Below are 17,994 nucleotides of genomic sequence, written 5' to 3'. Positions count from 1 at the left end.
AACAACGTCTGAGTTGCCAATAAAGCCGGAGATTTCTCTCGGAATGACGACTTTATTGTGTAGCTACTCCCCTTTAAAAGCAAATTGCACTTATCACAAATTTAGTGTAGTCGAAATTCCCATTAAAGTCAACTATTACTGCAAGTACTTCGAAAGGTCCGCTTTGAGCTGTTTCAATAGTTCTAAGCTGCTATCATAGCTTGCGCTGCTGACGCCATAATAGCTCTTAATTTTCGGTTCCGTTCCTGATGGACGCAGACATACCCAGCTGTCTTTTTCGAGGAACAGCTTGATAACATTTTCTTTTGGCAGTGTCAGCTTCTCGTCGCTGCCGGAGTCAAAATTATGTCTTGTTTGTGTTGCATAGTCTTCTACAGCAAGCACTTTCAAGCCGCCTAGCTCTTTTGGTGTATCAGCACGGACAGCATCCATCATGCTGGCAATCTTAGCCGCTCCGTCTTTTCCTTTTAATGTAATCGAATGCAGATCTTCTAAGAAGAAACCGTGCTTCTCATACAATACATGCAGTGCTTCTAGAAGCGTCTTGCCTTGGGCGCGCCAATGAGCAGCCATTTCACAAGCGATCATTGCTGCTTGTACGGCATCTTTGTCACGTACAAAGTCACCAATTAAATAGCCGTAGCTTTCTTCATAACCGAATAGGAATTTTTCGGATGTCGATTCAAACTGCTTGATCTTTTCTCCGATGTATTTGAAACCAGTAAGCGTGTCTATTGTATCAACACCGTAAGATGCAGCTACAGCGCGGCCCATTTCAGTTGTTACAATTGTCTTTACTAGCTTCCCATTACGCAAGTCCTCTTCTGGCGCATTTGTAAGCACGTAATCAAGCATTAGCGTACCGAGCTGATTACCTGTCAGCACCTGATAGGCACCTTTTCCATCTTGAACTGCCACACCTAGACGATCCGCATCAGGATCTGTTCCGATGAGCACATCGGCACCGATTTCTTTACCTTGTTCCATCGCAAGAGCAAATGCTTGGTGTTCCTCCGGATTTGGCGATTCAACAGTTGAGAACTCAGGATCCGGCTGTGCTTGCTCTTTGACCACGTGAACATGCTGGAACCCTAGCTGATCTAAGCCGCGAAGGACAGAATCATGTGCTGTACCATGTAATGGCGTGAAAACAATTTGCAGCTTGTCCAGCTGCTCTTTCGCAGAATCAGACATGTTGGAGATTGTTTTTAATTCTTTTAGATAAGCACTGTCCACATCTTCTCCAATTACATGAAGCAGCCCATTATTGCGGATTGTCTCTAAATCAGCCGCTTCCACTGCTAGTTCATCTTCCACTTTCGCTATTTCACCAATGATTGCTTCGGCTTGTTCAGGAGGAATTTGACCTCCATCTTCGTTATATACTTTAAATCCGTTATATTCCGGCGGATTATGACTTGCTGTAATCATAATACCTGCAGCTGCCTTCAGATGGCGGACAGCGAAAGATAATAGCGGTGTCGGACGCAAAGATTCGAACACATGAGCACGAATTCCGTGCGCACCGAGCACACGAGCAGTTTCGTCTGCAAATTCTGGTGACATATAACGAGAATCATAGGCAACTGCTACGCCTCGCTCTTTATAATCTGCGGCATTGGTCTCCAAATACATAGCTAAACCTTCCACAGCTTTCCGAACAGTATAGATGTTCATGCGATTTGTACCTGCTCCAAGCACACCGCGCATACCGCCGGTACCAAATGTAAGCTCTTTATAAAAAGCATCTTCTAAAGCTGTTTCATCGTTTGCGAGGTTTGCTAACTCCTCTTTATATTTTGGATCAAGTGATTCAAAGGTACTCCACTTCTTATATGTATCTTGCCATACCATATATGCTTCCTCCTGAAAATAAGTATAGTCATATCCTACCACATTCAGCCCGAAAATGGCGCACAATTCCACCTTACTGGAAATTTAATAAATCCTTTTTATAAAAGGTTACGACATCGTCCCGCTATGCTATGCTAGGCTATATCATTAAACGCGGAAAGGTACTGATTTACATTGACACAGAAAAAATGGTTTCAAGGCTTAGTCGCCGCTGTACTGACTTTCACACTGATTCTCTTAATCGCGAAAGTCGATTTTATTTTCCAGCCGCTATTTACTTACATAAGTGCAATAGCATTTCCTATGATTGCAGCCGGCCTGCTCTTTTACATTACAAAGCCGCTTGTGCTGCTGCTAGAGAAAATCCGCTTTCCTAAGTGGGTGGCCATCCTGACAATATTCCTGCTGCTCATCGGCTTGGGTTATCTTGTCTACAAATTTGCGGCCCCAATCGTTCAGAATCAATACCAGTCACTTGTAAGCAACATCCCTGCGATAACAAACCAGCTTACAGGTCTTGTTGATTTTTGGCAGAACAATCACTCCTCTTTGCCAGATCAAGTGGAAAATTCTATTGAGAACTATGCCAGTGATTTACAATCAAAATTACAGGATATTCCTGGTTATCTGATTGGCTTTATTTCTAGCTTGGTCAGCTTCTTGTTCACCCTAGTTCTAGTACCCTTTTTCTTATTCTTTATGCTTAAAGACGGAGATAAATTGATTCCATTTATAACAAAATTCTTTGATAAGAAAAAAGGAACTAGTGTAAAACAGCTGTTAGAAGATGTCAATCACACACTGGCATCATTCATCCAAGGACAACTATTTGTAAGTTTTTGTGTGGGAACCATGCTCTTCATTGGCTATTGGATTATCGGTTTAGACTATGCGTTAACACTAGCCGTTATCGGTCTCGTATTCAATGTCATTCCGTTTCTCGGACCTTATTTAGCAGCTGTACCAGCAATTCTTATCGGTTTCTTCCAGGAACCAAAACTGGCGATACTAGCAGCTGTTGTTATGCTGATTGCGCAGCAAATTGAATCAAACTTGATTTCTCCAAATGTCATGGGTAAGGCGCTCAGCATTCACCCATTGACAGTCATCACGCTAATATTGGCTGCAGGAAATGTGGCCGGTTTCCTTGGGCTATTGTTTGTTATTCCGTTTTACGCAGTTTGCAAGACGATTATCACCCACTTTTATAATGAATGGGTCAATTCTAGATTGAACAAAAAATCTGCTCAAGCAGAATAGGAGGACACCACATGCCAACGCAGCCTCCTTTATGGACGAAGGCTTTCATTTTCCTCTTACTTGGCAACCTGTTCACTTTTATGAGTTTTCAAATGCTGCTGCCTAATTTGCCGCCTTATATTGCTTCGATTGGCGGCAGCAGCTTGCAGGTCGGGCTGGTAACAACGACATTTTCTATTGCCGCCATACTGATTCGTCCTTTTATCGGGCATGTCTTACTAACGAAGAAAAGGAAGATGCTGATCCTATTCGGCTCCTTCCTGCTCCTCGTTTGTACGATTCTTTATCCTTTCACTCAAATTGTCACACTACTATTAATTTTTCGTTTTCTGCACGGCGCAGCTTGGGGATGGAGCACAACGACAAACGGAACAGCTGCTGTCGACTTAATCCCAAGAAAGCGAGTCGGTGAAGGAATGGGATACTTTGGTCTCAGCATCACGATTGGAATGATTATGGCGCCAAGTATCGGCATTTACCTTTACCAAAATTACAGCTTTCGTACACTTATCACTGTATCCATCTTGCTTGGCATTGTTGCTTTTTTGTTTCTGGCGCTTACCCGTTACGCAGAACCTGAATCTCTAGCTCGCAACCAAGCCCAGCCACCAACATTTTCTTTTTTTCATTCTCTCATCGAGAAAAAAAGCGCTTATCCTGTACTCATCACTTTCTTCACATCTTTCGGATACGGATCTATCGTTACTTATCTTGTCTTATTCGGAGAAGAACAGCAGCTTACCGGAACATTTCTCTTTTATTTGACCAATGCATTGTGTGCGACAATCAGCAGACCGTTTACAGGACGTTTATTCGATGCAAAAGGACCTTGGCTGTTAATCATGGGATGCGCCATCGTTGCCTTTATCGCGATGTGGATTCTTAGTATGGCAACAGCCAATTGGTACTTCATTATATCTGGGGCTTTATTCGGAATTGGCTACGGGTCGATGATCCCCGCTCTGCAGGCTTGGACGATTTCCAAGACGGATGTGGAAAGAAGCGGTATTGCAAATGGCATGTACTATTCGTCTATTGATTTTGGTATCGGTCTAAGTGCTGTTATTCTCGGTATCTTCCATCAGTACGTTTCGACAGCTATTTTGTTCCAACTGTCGAGTTTCCTGTTTTTATTGGTATTCCTGTTTACGCTGTTGGATTATCTCGCCAAACAGCGTAAGGATAAACAGAAACTTCATGTAAAAAAAATATAAATATTATGCTGTAACCTTCTATAAGTATTGATAAAAGGGAATCTGGTATTATCGTCCTTTTTTCTGCATACTTTTGGGCTTTCATTTGTATTTATTTATAAAAGCATGTAGTATAGGGATAATATTTTCAACATTGCTTTAATTCCAGCTAACAATGTTGATGCTGAAGTTTTTCATTAACCTGTATCAGTACGAAAGCAGTTTGCAACAATTTCTTCGGGAACTTGGAATACATGCAGGTATGATAACTGGTTCCGTCTGGATGGGCTAATGAAGGCAAGTTAAAGCTATTTTATACTTATAAGGAGGATCTATTTATGCAGACAACAAATGTTTTGGAGCTGAAAAAGCAGTATGAACAAACACATTTTGAGCTGTTGAAATTGTTGAACGACCAAGCAAGCTTGAGGCAGCAGCTGAAGGATCTTCCCGAGAGTGAGCGCAGCGAAACAGAAAAACTGCTGCTTGCAGAACTAAAAGCACAGAATGAATCTGGCGTGCTTGGAGATGCCGCGATGGACGCCATTTTTAAAGCAGTTATGCAGGCCAAAACAAAAGAAGAAGAAGCGGAAAGCAAGCGACCAATGCTCGTTTCTCGCGCTTATAAGAATGAAGATACCGTTATCGATTTGAAAGGCGAAAAAATTGGTACTGGTAAAGCCAGTTTTGTTTTCGGCCCTTGTTCTGTCGAAAGCTACGACCAGGTAGCCACTGTAGCAGAATCCTTGAAAAACAAAGGACTGAAATTGCTTCGCGGCGGGGCATTCAAGCCGCGCACATCTCCATACGACTTCCAAGGACTGGGCGTGGAAGGATTGGAGATTCTGAAGCGTGCAGCAAATGAATACGACCTGGCTGTTATTAGTGAGATTGTGACACCGCATGATATCGAAAAAGCACTTGATTATGTCGATGTCATTCAAATTGGCGCACGCAACGCCCAAAACTTTGAATTGCTCAAAGAAGCGGGGCGTACCAACAAACCAGTTCTGCTCAAACGTGCTTTATCTGGAACAGTCGCAGAATTTATCGCTGCTGCTGAATATGTACATTCAGAAGGAAACGGACAAATCATCCTCTGCGAACGCGGTATCCGCACATATGAGACAGCAACACGCAATACGCTTGATATCTCTGCTGTACCGATTCTGAAGCAAGAGACACATCTTCCTGTCATGGTCGATGTAACGCACTCTACTGGCAGAAAAGACATCATGCTTCCTTGTGCGAAAGCAGCTTTAGCTGTTGGAGCAGATGGTGTCATGGCAGAGGTACATCCGAACCCAGCTGCTGCCCTATCTGATGCAGGTCAGCAAATGGATCTTCCAACATTCGATACATTCTATAATGAGCTTGCCAGCTTCCAAGGCAAGATCTAATACTACAAGGACCGTCATAAATGCATGACGGTCCTTGTTTATGTGAAATTAATCGCACAGCTTTCTGCCACCCGCTTATATCCGATTCTTTGGTAGAGCTTGTTTGGACCATCATTATTGGCATCCGTAAACAAACAGCAGAAATGCTTCCCATCTTGGAGCAATTTAGCTGATAATTGTCCAACTAGCGCTTGTGCGTACCCTTGCTGCCGATGTTCTTGCGGCGTAAAAACAGCATTGATTACAATACCGTTCCTGCTTTCTCTCGAACATCCCGCCATACTGACAGTTTGGCCATCTACCTTCCAAATGTACATTCTCTGCTGTGAAATCAGTCTGCCAATCGTTGCATCTGCTTGCTCTTCTGTTCTCTTTTCTCCCAACTCTTTCCCAAATCGTATAAGCCAATCTCGCAACAGGATGAAGTCAGCAGAACGCGCCACTTGTATTTCTCCTTTTGCTTTTCCTGTATTCTCTACGTAATTAAGCTGATAAATAAACTGGTTCATATGCAGTTCTGACTGTTTACCGCTCAGCTGCTGCCAAGCATGTGCAAATTGCTTTGCTTGCACTATTGGACCAATCACACCTGGAAGATCTGGCGTTAATGTCTGAACAAATTCCACCAGTCGCACTGCATCTGCCTCTTGCCACAATAATCCGTGAGATAAAATAAGACGCTCACCCTTTGTATGCAGAAAAACTGTTCGTATTTCTCCGTCTTTTTCGCCGTATCCAAAGGAAGCTTCCATATCCTCTCCATCTGCTATTCTGCTTAAAAGACCGAGGAGTAAATTATTCTCTGCCTCATGCTGTACTAACAGCGGTTCAACTGCCGCTAATAGTCTGCTTGCATCGTGTTCTTGAATAAAACGCATTGCCTTCCCTCCCGCTTGACGCATTGGATTATTATTCCTATTCTTAGTGTAGAGGTGATGACATGAACAAACAAGATTTGGAAGCAAGATTAGCCGAATTAAAAATGACATATAGCAGCGTTTCAGCTGATGCTGATAAGCTGGCAGCAAGCGGAGCCGGTGCATCACACATGGAAAAGCAGTTAGAGCTAATTGAAATGGAAATAAAAACGCTTCGGCAGCAGCTGCGAAGCTTGGAATAATTCCCAATTTGAAGGATATACTACAATACATGCAAAGGCTTTGGATTGTTAGAAGAAAAAGCGTATAATCTATATTATAGATACGCATTTTTTGCGTTTATTAAAGGGAGAGATTTTATACATGAATAGTCCGGATGATCCTGGGAGTCCAGTTATACTCCAGCTCGTATTGATTGGTATCTTAACTGCACTGAATGCTTTTTTTGCTGCAGCAGAAATTGCATTGGTATCACTAAATAAAAACCGCATCTCACAGCAAGCAGATGATGGCGACAACAAAGCAGCAATGCTAGAGAAGCTAATCGCGGATCCAAGTAAGTTCATTGCGACGATTCAGGTTGGTATTACACTGGCAGGATTCTTCTCCAGTGCCTCTGCCGCTACTGGTCTTGCCGACCGGTTTGCTGGCGTGCTGGGAGATATCCCTTATGCGCAGCAAATTAGTGTTGTAGTCATTACAATATTGCTGTCTTATGTGACACTTGTGTTTGGTGAGTTATTCCCTAAAAGGGTTGCCCTTCAAAACGCGGAGAAGATAGCTAGATTCTCTGTTACACCGATACTATTTATTAGCAAGGTCGCAATGCCGTTTGTAAAATTCCTATCCTTCTCCACGAATATGCTCGTTAAAATTACACGAGTAGGAAACAATGCGGAAGCTGAGAAAGTCTCCCGTGAAGAGATTAAGCTTCTAGCGCAGACGGGTCAGGAGGAAGGAATTCTGAATGCGGATGAGTTTGGGATGATTAAAGGTGTATTTGACCTTGATGACAAGATTGCCCGTGAAATTATGACTCCGCGTACAGATACGTTTACACTCAGCATTGATACCCCGCCAGACGAATTGGCGGATATCCTGCTTGAACAAAAATACTCCAGGATACCTGTTTATCAGACAGACAGCGATACGATCGTTGGTATATTGAATATTAAGGATTATTTCAAAGCAGTCAGGGAGCACGGGTTTGACGGCGTCCGGCTTGAATCGATATTACGCGAAGCACATTTTGTTCCTGAGACGAAGTACATTGATGATCTGCTGAAGGAATTGCAGCAAACACATAATCACCTAGCAATTTTAATCGATGAGTACGGCGGCTTCTCCGGAATTGTAACAATGGAAGATATGATTGAAGAGATTGTCGGAGATATCGACGATGAATATGATGAGATTGAAGGAGAGTTAACACGTATTGATGATAATACGTATTTAGCGAATGGCTCTCTCCAGATTGATGAATTTAACGATTTCTTCGATACAGACATCGACGTACCAAACTTTGATACGATTGCAGGTTTCATTCTCGATCGTGTAGGATCTATACCAGATGAAGATGCGGATACAGTAGTAGAATATGAAAATATGCTTTTCACCGTAGAATCAGTGCGTGATAATCGCTTGGAGAAAATTAAAATAGAATTAAAGCGCCCAACAACAGAGGCGACAGTATAAAACAAGAAACTGCCTGTTCCATTCGGGCAGTTTTTTGATTTTTCGACTAAGAAGCGAACTTGCCTGTAATCATGTTATGCTATACATAATGAGGATCGAAGAAAGGATTTTGAACGTGGAAGCTACAGCCCAGCAAATACTGAAAGATTATTATGGCTATGACACCTTTCGGACCGGACAAGCTGATGTGATTGGACATGTTATGAAGCATCATAATACGTTAGCAATTATGCCAACAGGCGGCGGTAAATCAATCTGCTATCAAGTGCCGGCTTTATTGAATCAAGGGACCGCCTTAATCATCTCCCCCCTTATTTCCTTGATGAAGGATCAAGTTGATGCACTAACAGCAATGAATATACCCGCTGCTTATGTTAACAGCACATTAGAAGCTGCTGAAATGGAATGGACGATGCAGCAAGCGGAGCACGGTGCATTCACATTTCTATACGTAGCGCCGGAGCGTTTAGAAAATCCGCGCTTTCTGCAAACGATACGCCACCTCTCGATTAGCTTAGTTGCATTCGATGAAGCCCACTGTATTTCTCAGTGGGGACATGATTTTCGCCCAAGCTATCGGTCTGCTGTTGCCATTCTGGATAAACTGCCAGAAAGGCCACCGGTCATGGCACTCACTGCAACAGCAACACCCCAAGTTGCAGATGATATCCAAAGACTGCTGCAAATAGACGAAAATCATACTGTGCGTACCGGATTCGCGCGGGAGAATTTGCGGTTTCAAGTAGTAAAAGGAGCAGATAAAGAACGGTATATCTTTGACTTCATTCAAAAACGAAAGCACGAAACGGGAATTATTTATGCACCGACTAGAAAGCTGGTCGATCAGCTTTTCCAATTCCTCAACCGTCAAGGAGTAAAAACAGCTAAATACCATGCTGGCATGAGCGAAGCAGATCGTCAGGCAGCACAATCCTCCTTCATTCGGGATGAGGTAAGCGTGATGGTCGCTACAAATGCTTTTGGTATGGGAATTGACAAAAGTAATGTGCGCTATGTGCTGCACTATGCGCTGCCGATGAACATGGAAGCTTATTATCAAGAAGCCGGACGTGCTGGCCGTGATGGTGAGCCAAGTGATTGTGTGCTTCTCTTCTCCGGCCAAGATGTTCATTTACTGAAATTTTTAATAGAGAATTCAGCATCCGATACGCAAGCCGAATACCAAAAACTCCAGCAAATGATGAATTACTGTCATACACAGTCCTGTCTGCAAACGTATATGCTGAATTACTTTCAAGATCCCCACATTCCAGAGGATTGCGGCCGTTGCAGCAACTGCCTTAATGAATTCGAGAAAACAGATATGACGAAGGAAGCACAAATGGTCCTATCATGCGTGAAACGAATGAACGAGCGCTTTGGTGCCGTACTCGTAGCTAAGGTGCTGAAAGGATCGAAAGACAAACGCATCAAGCAATTTGGTCTCGAAACCCTTTCTACGTACGGGATTATGAAAAATCGTACCGAAAAGGATATTACGCAATTCATTCATTATCTTTCGGCTGAAATGATTCTTGCTCCTACAGATGATAAATATCCGGTGCTGACTCTAACAGATGAGGCGGTACGCATTCTGAAAGGTGAAAAGAAAGTGATGATGCAAATCGTCAAAGCCACGGATACAGCAGAAGCAGATTACGATGAAACATTGTTCCAGGAGCTACGTCAATTACGAAAGGAACTGGCCCTAGCAGAAGGCCTGCCGCCATACGTCATTTTCTCGGATGCCACGTTAAAGGAGCTATGCCGGTTTGTACCGCATAGCGAGCAGGAAATGCTGAAGGTGAAGGGAATTGGAGAAAGACGGATGGAACAGTACGGTGAGCAATTCCTCAAGATATTGGCACAATATGAACAATCACAAGCTATTCCGGTTCAAACGAAAAAGCCATTGCTGCAAGAAAAGCAAGATACACCTAGTCATCTGATAAGCTATGAGGCATTTGAACAAGGAAGCTCTTTGAATGACATTGCAAAAGACAGAGATCTAACTCCACTGACAGTCAGCAATCATTTGTTTAAAGCATATGCTGACGGAAAAGCACTTGATTTGGAGCAGTTCTTCTCAGAAGAACAAGAGACAGCGGTGTTGGATGTACTGAAGCTGCATGAAGAACTTCCAAGGCTGCGGGAAATCAAGGAGCAAATGGACGTGCCTTGTGACTACCATGCTATCCGTGCTGTACTAGTGCATAACAGCATATTAGAATAAAAAAAGGGATTACTGGCTGCAAAGCCGTAATCCCTTTTTTTAGTTAATCAAATTTGATTGCCCAGCTTCCATTACGGAAGACAGGTTCAGATGATCCATCTGCGAAAACACCATCGATTGCGAGATCTGCTGATCCGATCATAAAGTCCGTATGCGTTAAGCTGTCGTTGACACCATGCTTATCCAATTCTTCTTCATTCATAGATGAGCCGCCTTCCAATGTTGTTGGATAGGCTTTTCCTAAAGCAACATGACAGGATGCATTCTCATCATATAATGTGTTATAGAAAATCAGACCAGATTGGGAAATTGGTGATTCATGCGGCACCAACGCCACTTCACCAAGATGCAATGCACCCTCATCTGTTTCCAGCAAGTGCTTCAGTGTTTCTTGGCCTGTTTCTGCTTTATAATCGACAACCTTGCCACCTTTAAAAGTAAGCGTGAAGTTATCAATCGTATTGCCATCATAAATCAGCGGCTTCTTGCTCGTAACGGTTCCTTCCACCTCATATTTGTGCGGCAGTGTGAACACTTCTTCTGTCGGCATGTTCGGATTAAATTCTGTACCGCCTTCTGTAGTCGAAGAGCCACCTTTCCAAATATGTCCTTCCGGCAAGCCGATTGTTAAATCTGTTCCTTCTGATTGGAAATGAAGTTTTTTATAGCGCTTTTTGTTTAGCACATCACGGGCATGATGCAGCGTTGCATTATGTTCCTTCCATGCTTGAACAGGATCCTCTTGATCGACACGGACAATTTTAAAGATAGAATCCCACAGGAGCTGCGTTGCATCTTCTGCAGATTTCCCTGGGAAGATTTTCTGTGCCCAGGCATCAGTTGGAATTGTAATAATTGTCCAAGGAATAATGTCATTCATTGTGTATTTGCGCAGGTGCTGCAACGCTTGCGCTGTTGCTCTCGTTGCCTGTGCAACCTTATTCCCATCCACATTTTTTAAAAGATCCGGATCAGTGGAACGAATTTGCAGCAAGGCAGCTCCTTTTTTCATGTAATAAGCGCGCTGCTCAATCACCCAATCTGGAATATCTGTCAGTTCTTCCTCTGATTGATGCGTATATTTTAAAAGCGTGAGTGTATCATCTGTCCAGTTGATATGTACATCACTGGCACCGAGTTCATAAGCGCGTTTGGCGATCAAACGGACAAAATCCGCTCCGCTGATTGGCGCCATGATGAACAGCGGCTGGTCTTTTTGAATATTAACACCTGTACGCAAGGCAACATCTGCATATTTTTCTAACATTTCTTTCTCTGGCATTGGAATCAATCCTTCCCGTTACTGAATTCAGACTATTCTTCCATTCTAGTAAAGTATGAGCATTATGGCACGAAATATGCCTTAGCTCTTCTGATTTTCAATTTCTTCCACAACGAGAGATAATGCTTCCCATCGTTCCATTTTCTTCTCTAACTGCTGTTCTAGCTCCTGCTGTTCTGTAAAGAGCTGCTGGACGCGCTCGCTGTCGCTGCCCGCATCTGTTATCCCTGTCGCGCAAGCTTCTATCCGTTCTTCCAGCTCGGCGATTTCATCTTCAATCGAATTCCACTCTTGCTGTTCCTTGTACGACAGTTTTTGCTTTTTCTTTTCTTTACGATCCGGTACAGCTGCTGCTTTTTGCTGCTGCACTTTGGGCTGCTCCAATATCTTTTCTCTATGCTCACTATAATTGCCATAAAATGTGGAAACAGATCCTGCACCTTCAAAAACAATAAGCTGGTCTACGACACGATCTAAAAAGTATCGGTCGTGGGAAACAGTTATGACAACGCCTGGATAGCCATCCAGGTAATCCTCCAGAATGCCTAGTGTCTCTGTGTCTAAGTCATTCGTCGGTTCATCAAGAAAGAGAACATTTGGCTCTTCCATCAAGACACGCAGCAAGTACAATCGTTTCCGCTCTCCGCCAGAAAGCCGGTGAATATACGTATATTGATGACTTCGCGGGAAGAGGAATTGCTCGAGCATCTGCTCTGCCGTTATTACATCTCCATCTGCAGTTGTTATTACCTCTGCAACTTCCTTAATATAGTCAATAATACGGAGCTGCTGGTCCATATCCTGCTGCAGCTGTGTATAATATCCGAGCTTAACCGTTTCTCCCGTCTCAACTTCTCCTGCAGTTGGCTGGATTTTGCGGGCAAGTGTATTCAAAAGCGATGTCTTTCCGCTCCCATTCGGTCCGATAATGCCAATTCGATCACCTGGTTTGAACAGAAAATCAAAATGGCTGAACAAAGGTTTTTCACCAAATTGAACCGTCAGATCTTTTGCTTCTAATACTTTCTTACCTAACCGCGCTGCCCCCACTTGAAGATTTAATTCATTGTCTTGGGTCTGGAACTTGGTTTCCTTCATCTCTTCCACACGCTGAATTCTTGCTTTTTGTTTCGTCGTCCGTGCTTTAGCACCACGGCGGAGCCAGGCAAGCTCCCGGCGCATCGTGTTTTGATGTTTCTCCTGATCCAGTAAGGTTTGTGCTTTCCGCTCCGCTTTCTTCGTCAAGTATGTTTCATAGTTTCCTTCATATCGATAAAGGCTGCCCAGCTCCAACTCGAATATATGACTGGTAATCCGATTTAAGAAATACCGATCGTGCGTCACTAACAGAAGCGCTCCAGGATAGTTTGGCAAATAACTTTCCAGCCATTCAATCGTTTCATTATCCAGATGGTTGGTTGGCTCATCCAGAAGCAATAAATCAGCTGGCTGTATGAGTGCTTTCGCTAAAGCTACCCGTTTTCGCTGTCCGCCAGACAATGTATCGACAGAGGCACTATAATAATCGACACCCAGTTTAGTCAAGATCGTCTTCGCCTGCGTGCTCGCATCCCACGCATCTTCTGCGTCCATCTTTGCTTGCAGTTGGAATAAACGGTTCTGCGTCTTGGTGTCTTCTGGGTTTTGCTCCAATGCAGCAATGGCTTCTTCATAAGTGCGAATCGTCTGCAGAAGAGGGCTTGTTCCACTGAATACCTCTTCCAGTACTGTCTTTCCTGCTGTAAGCTCAGGTTCCTGCGCTAAATAAGCAAGCTGGAACGTTTTGCTATGGTCAATATCCCCGCTATCTGCACCCTCTATACCAGCTAATACTTTTAACAGCGTCGACTTTCCGGTTCCATTTACACCGACAAGTCCGATTCGCTCCCGGCTTTCTATATGAAAAGCAATGCGTTCGAATAACTGTTTGTCTCCATACGTCTTCGTCAGGTTCTCCACACTAAAAATTCGCATACAATCTATCTCCTTCCCGAACAAAGAAAAACCGCCCGTTCCAGGCGGCTTTTCCTTATCCAGACCTGCTTATTGCTGTGGCATGGACTTTCTGGCACCGTGATTGACAGGGCCAACATATTCATTCAGTTTGAAGCCTCCGCGAATCGCTTCTGTGATGAACGTCTTCGATTCATAGATAGCTTCCTTCACACTGCTGCCATTGGCGAGCAATGCACAGATTGCTGCAGAGCTCGTACAGCCTGCACCGTGCGTATACGTTGTATCCACGTTTTCATTTTCGAGGATTTCGAATGTTTCTCCGTCATAAAGCACGTCAATTGCTTTATCTGTTTCCAGCTTGCTGCCGCCTTTAACAAGTACATACTTCGCACCAAGTTCATGAATTTTCTTTGCTGCTTCTTTCATTTCTTCCACCGAGTGAATCAACGGCATCTGCGCAAGCTTGGCTGCTTCAAATAAATTAGGCGTAATCACTGTTGCCAGCGGAACAAGCTTTTCACGCAAACTCACAGTATTCTCTGGCTGCAGTTCTTCGTCTGCACCTTTACATACCATAACTGGATCAATAACGACATTTGGAATATTGTTTTCACTGATCATGTTTGCGGCCAATTCAATGATTTCAGGAGAACCGAGCATTCCAGTCTTCACTGCATCAACACCTGCACCTACCACAATTGTGTTCAACTGTTCTTTCACTGTATTTACATCAACCGGAAATACATTATGGTGCCAATTATTATAAGGGTCCATCGCAACGATTGTCGTTACAGCTGACATACCGTATACGCCGAACTCCTGCATTGTTTTTAGGTCTGCTTGAATACCCGCTCCGCCAGAGGAATCTGAACCTGCGATTGTTAATGCTTTTTTCATGTGTTGCAACCCCTTTGCATCTGCTGTCATTTTTAATAGCTAATTGTATTATACTCCTATTCCTTCCTGTCTATCAACCAACGCGGATGCATGCCAGCAGAAAGAGTTAATTTTCTAAACTTTCGGCTTTATTGTTGATTTTTCGCGAAATACACCTCCTTTTACTGGAAAACTATGTTGATTTTGTAATACAATAAATCTAGTTGTTTTTTCCTATTTTTCTTAATGGAGGTGTGCCTGTGGAAGAACATAGATTAGAAGAATCGTATTTAAATACAAGTTCCGCACTCCATCGTCGGCACTATGGCCAATATTTCACCCCAGATGCAATAGCAGACATGATGAAACAATGGGTGCTTCACAACCTGGAGGGCGAGCGTCTGCTCGATCCAGCTGTCGGCCTTGGAAAATTAATAAAAAATATACCAAGCACTTATAAAATTGATGCATATGAAGAGGATTCAGAGATCCTGGACGCAAATCGTAATTTCTTCAATTCACAATCAGCCGTCCAGCTGCATGAACGGGATTTTCTTTCAGAAGGATGGGATACAAAGTATGATGCTATCCTTTGCAACCCTCCGTATATCCCATTTCGTAATGAAGATGAGAGAGAAATCTACTTAAATCTATTCCGGCAGAGAATGGACATTACGCTTTCTACATACACGAATTTTTACGGTTTATTCCTGCTGAAGGCATTGCACCAGTTAAACGAAAATGGACGAGCTGCCTTTATCGTTCCTTCAGACTTCTTAAATGCCCGATATGGTACAAAGATAAAAGAATACCTTCTGCTGGACTGCAGCTTGTCGATGATTATCAATACTGATATCCAAATGGGATGGTTTAAAGGAGCAGCAACAACAAGTTCCCTGCTTTTATTCGACAAGTCGAAAAAGACAGATACGATTGAATTCATCCGGACACAGTCCGATATAGAGCTAGAGCAGGCTGCAGCGTATATAACATCCAGCCGGGAAAAACCAATTGGGATTGTACGACGGCTTCAGGATCTTAATCCTGCTAGTAAGTGGCGTCTGCATTTTTATCAAGAAAATCAGAAACGTTATACAAATGTACAGCCACTAAATCATTTCGCTGCTGCAAAGCATGGCATGAAGACCGGTTCGAATCAGTACTTCTGCTTTAATAACAGTAAAATGAAGCAGTGGCAAATTGGGTCGCAGCACTTTCTGCCTTGTCTTTCGAAGTCAAGTCAGCTGAAGGATCCATTCTTCACTTACATTGACTACAAGCGACTCGTGCAGCAGGATGAGCAAATGCTTTTGCTTTGCGTTGATGATAAACAGGAGCTGGAACATGCTGTGATGCAGTATTTAGCGGACGGGAAGGCGCATCGGGTCGACCAGCGCCATACAATCCGTTCCAGAACACCTTGGTATCGATTCTCAGTTTTAGATCCTGCACCAATTTTAGTAAGTGTTTTTAACCGAAAGAGCATACAGATTGTCCGTAATAAAACAAATGTACGTCACCTTGACCAGTTAATCGGTATTTACCTTTATGAAGAGTACGAGCAAGATGTCGATCTTTTTATGGCTTACTTCCTCAGTGACATAGCACAAGAGTTGATGGCCAATCCACATAAAGAATACGGGAAAGATCTGAAGAAATTAGAAGCAAAAGATGTGAATACATCGCTTGTACTGGATGTCCAGGCACTAACTGACGAACAAAAGCATGAAATTCTGGACATCTACACACGACTTGAATACCTGATGATACATGATGGAGATGAGCGCGAGAAGACCTATCATTTTCAAATGCTGAATGATGTATTCAATGCGTTGATTCGACCTTGTGAGGATGAAGAGGAATTGGGACAAACGCAGAAGGGTTAGAATACGAAGAACTTTGGGGACACCTAAATCGTCGCTTCGAAAATACACTCTACTTTCCGAGAGCGGCTGGTGACCCTTCTCGTGCTAACGCATTGCACGGTCTAAATAGACCTTCCTCCCTCAGGAGTCAACGTTTATTTCTAGCTAGATTGTCGTATTTTTTATAAACCATTTTTAAAGAATTCATAAATCTATATAAAAAAGCGAATTTAGAAAATTGAGCTGAAGTAATTTTCTAAATTCGCTTTTTAAAATTAACAAAAAGCCATATATGCTTGTCCAACTATTGTTCTTTTTTTGTACGCACTCTTCCTTTTCTATCAACATAGGTATCAACTAACCCTAAACCCGCCGCTCTCTCAAGTAATTGATTGGTTCTAGTCCTAGACGATGCTAATCTCTTGTCCCTATTCTGGACAATTCTCAAACCAGTATTTTTATTTTTTAGAGTTGTCATAAAAGCACTCCTTATACTAATTCATTCTATCATAAAAGTGAGCCAACCCACACATTTCTGCATAGAAGACCACCGTTCTTTCATCATCTTCAGCAAAGTCCTCTGCTTTCTCACTTTGAATACAAAGAACTCCTACTACCTCTTTCCCTATCTTTATTGGGACACCGAGTATAGATCCGTACTCATGTACAGGTGCAAATTCTCCTTGAAAGTGTTCATTGTCCAATGATACGTCATTTATTAATAATGTTTCGCCAGTTTCCCAAATATGTCCTGCAAAACCATCTCCTTTTTTAAATACTCTTTCCCTCGATGAACTAAATTCTATTCTATTATATGCGAACATTTCAAGTTTACTTTCATCGTTTATAAAGTAAATAGTTGAAGATTTATCAGCTCGATCTTCAAGAAGAATAGTGACACATTCATCTAATACATTATTACAAAACTCATACTTCCAATTTTGTTTCCCTTCTTCCATGAGTTGCGTTAGCGACCTAACCAGCCTACTTGTATTTTTATGATGTCTGATAAAAATATCACTGATATACGTAATCTCATCCATCTCTAGGCCCTTTGTTTCAAGCTCTGCAATCAGATCTATGTTGTAATCCTCCAACGCATTAATTTTCTCGTGTAATTCCGTATTTTTTTTAATCAACCTCTTGTCTTTATAATCCTTAGCTTTTTCAAATTGTTCATCGTAAACAATATTAGGAATGTTGGTAAACCCAATTGAAACGGCGTTGTCATTCGTTCTAAGATATTTTGCTATTCCAGCAGATATTACAATAAGAGCTATTACAAAGCTCAACCACCTTACCATAGAGAATGTAGTATATTTTTCGTCGTTCCAGTGACTGAAAATTTTCACCAAAGCCTCTCCGACACCTATAAATATTAGGGTCGTTAAGGAAAAACCAATAATCCAACTGACCAAAATCTTCACTTTTTTATTCATTAAACCAGTCCCCATCGAACAATTTTCTACCTCTTTTCGACATTTATAGGCAAAATTCCTTCT

At 42.6% G+C, this 17,994-nt stretch carries 14 protein-coding genes; 7 read left to right on the top strand and 7 right to left on the bottom strand.

Annotated features, from left to right (window positions below; genetic code table 11):
* Positions 1–135: 135 nt before the first annotated feature.
* On the bottom strand, positions 136–1,854 hold the full coding sequence (locus B1K52_RS07870; RefSeq protein WP_077307021.1) for a phospho-sugar mutase: 1,719 nt from the start codon (positions 1,852–1,854) through the stop codon (positions 136–138).
* 174 nt (positions 1,855–2,028) lie between these two features.
* Between B1K52_RS07870 and B1K52_RS07865 the strand changes: the two genes are divergently transcribed.
* The 3 genes from B1K52_RS07865 to B1K52_RS07855 all read left to right on the top strand — a co-directional run bounded on the left by B1K52_RS07865 (position 2,029) and on the right by B1K52_RS07855 (position 5,707).
* A complete protein-coding gene (locus B1K52_RS07865) occupies positions 2,029–3,114 on the top strand; it encodes an AI-2E family transporter (protein WP_077307019.1) in 1,086 nt (361 codons plus the stop codon).
* Between the two features lie 11 nt (positions 3,115–3,125).
* A complete protein-coding gene (locus tag B1K52_RS07860; RefSeq protein ID WP_077307017.1) occupies positions 3,126–4,328 on the top strand; it encodes an MFS transporter in 1,203 nt (400 codons plus the stop codon).
* A 317-nt stretch (positions 4,329–4,645) separates the two neighbouring features.
* Positions 4,646–5,707, top strand: a complete 1,062-nt coding sequence (locus B1K52_RS07855) for a bifunctional 3-deoxy-7-phosphoheptulonate synthase/chorismate mutase (protein WP_077307015.1) — start codon at positions 4,646–4,648, stop codon at positions 5,705–5,707.
* A gap of 38 nt (positions 5,708–5,745) precedes the next feature.
* Here the strand turns inward: B1K52_RS07855 and B1K52_RS07850 are convergent, their stop codons facing one another.
* A complete protein-coding gene (locus tag B1K52_RS07850) occupies positions 5,746–6,585 on the bottom strand; it encodes a GNAT family N-acetyltransferase (protein ID WP_179106499.1) in 840 nt (279 codons plus the stop codon).
* A 62-nt stretch (positions 6,586–6,647) separates the two neighbouring features.
* On the opposite strand from B1K52_RS07850, the gene B1K52_RS17920 reads away from it, so the two are divergent.
* The 3 genes from B1K52_RS17920 (at position 6,648) to recQ (ending at position 10,513) form a co-directional block, all read left to right on the top strand.
* A complete protein-coding gene (locus B1K52_RS17920; protein ID WP_179106498.1) occupies positions 6,648–6,827 on the top strand; it encodes an SE1832 family protein in 180 nt (59 codons plus the stop codon).
* 121 nt (positions 6,828–6,948) lie between these two features.
* Entirely contained in the window at positions 6,949–8,280 is a 1,332-nt protein-coding gene (locus B1K52_RS07845; RefSeq protein ID WP_077307011.1) for a hemolysin family protein, read from the top strand.
* Between the two features lie 115 nt (positions 8,281–8,395).
* A complete protein-coding gene (recQ, locus tag B1K52_RS07840) occupies positions 8,396–10,513 on the top strand; it encodes a DNA helicase RecQ (protein ID WP_256855870.1) in 2,118 nt (705 codons plus the stop codon).
* A 43-nt stretch (positions 10,514–10,556) separates the two neighbouring features.
* Here recQ and B1K52_RS07835 read toward each other — a convergent pair whose 3' ends face one another.
* The 3 genes from B1K52_RS07835 to pdxK form a co-directional block, all read right to left on the bottom strand.
* Positions 10,557–11,795, bottom strand: a complete 1,239-nt coding sequence (locus B1K52_RS07835; protein ID WP_077307007.1) for an aminopeptidase — start codon at positions 11,793–11,795, stop codon at positions 10,557–10,559.
* An 81-nt stretch (positions 11,796–11,876) separates the two neighbouring features.
* The gene (locus B1K52_RS07830) at positions 11,877–13,769 is read right to left on the bottom strand and encodes an ABC-F family ATP-binding cassette domain-containing protein (RefSeq protein WP_077307005.1); all 1,893 of its coding nucleotides are present in this window, start codon (positions 13,767–13,769) and stop codon (positions 11,877–11,879) included.
* A 69-nt stretch (positions 13,770–13,838) separates the two neighbouring features.
* Positions 13,839–14,648: a pyridoxine/pyridoxal/pyridoxamine kinase gene (gene pdxK, locus B1K52_RS07825; RefSeq protein ID WP_077310538.1), complete on the bottom strand. Its 810-nt coding sequence runs from the start codon at positions 14,646–14,648 to the stop codon at positions 13,839–13,841.
* A 239-nt stretch (positions 14,649–14,887) separates the two neighbouring features.
* Here pdxK and B1K52_RS07820 point away from each other — a divergent pair, with 239 nt between their 5' ends.
* Positions 14,888–16,513 carry an HsdM family class I SAM-dependent methyltransferase gene (locus B1K52_RS07820; RefSeq protein ID WP_179106497.1) on the top strand — a complete coding sequence of 542 codons (1,626 nt, stop codon included), beginning with the start codon at positions 14,888–14,890 and terminating at the stop codon, positions 16,511–16,513.
* A gap of 283 nt (positions 16,514–16,796) precedes the next feature.
* Here B1K52_RS07820 and B1K52_RS17915 read toward each other — a convergent pair whose 3' ends face one another.
* Together B1K52_RS17915 and B1K52_RS07815 are read right to left on the bottom strand one after the other, a co-directional pair.
* On the bottom strand, positions 16,797–16,970 hold the full coding sequence (locus tag B1K52_RS17915) for a hypothetical protein (RefSeq protein WP_179106496.1): 174 nt from the start codon (positions 16,968–16,970) through the stop codon (positions 16,797–16,799).
* A 16-nt stretch (positions 16,971–16,986) separates the two neighbouring features.
* Positions 16,987–17,931, bottom strand: coding sequence for a GAF domain-containing protein (locus tag B1K52_RS07815; RefSeq protein WP_179106495.1), 945 nt, complete (start codon positions 17,929–17,931; stop codon positions 16,987–16,989).
* Positions 17,932–17,994 lie beyond the last annotated feature (63 nt).

Origin of the sequence: Terribacillus halophilus, from assembly GCF_900162685.1 — a bacterium.
Classification (GTDB): domain Bacteria; phylum Bacillota; class Bacilli; order Bacillales; family Amphibacillaceae; genus Terribacillus; species Terribacillus halophilus_A.
This window is presented reverse-complemented; position numbering and strand designations above follow the sequence as displayed.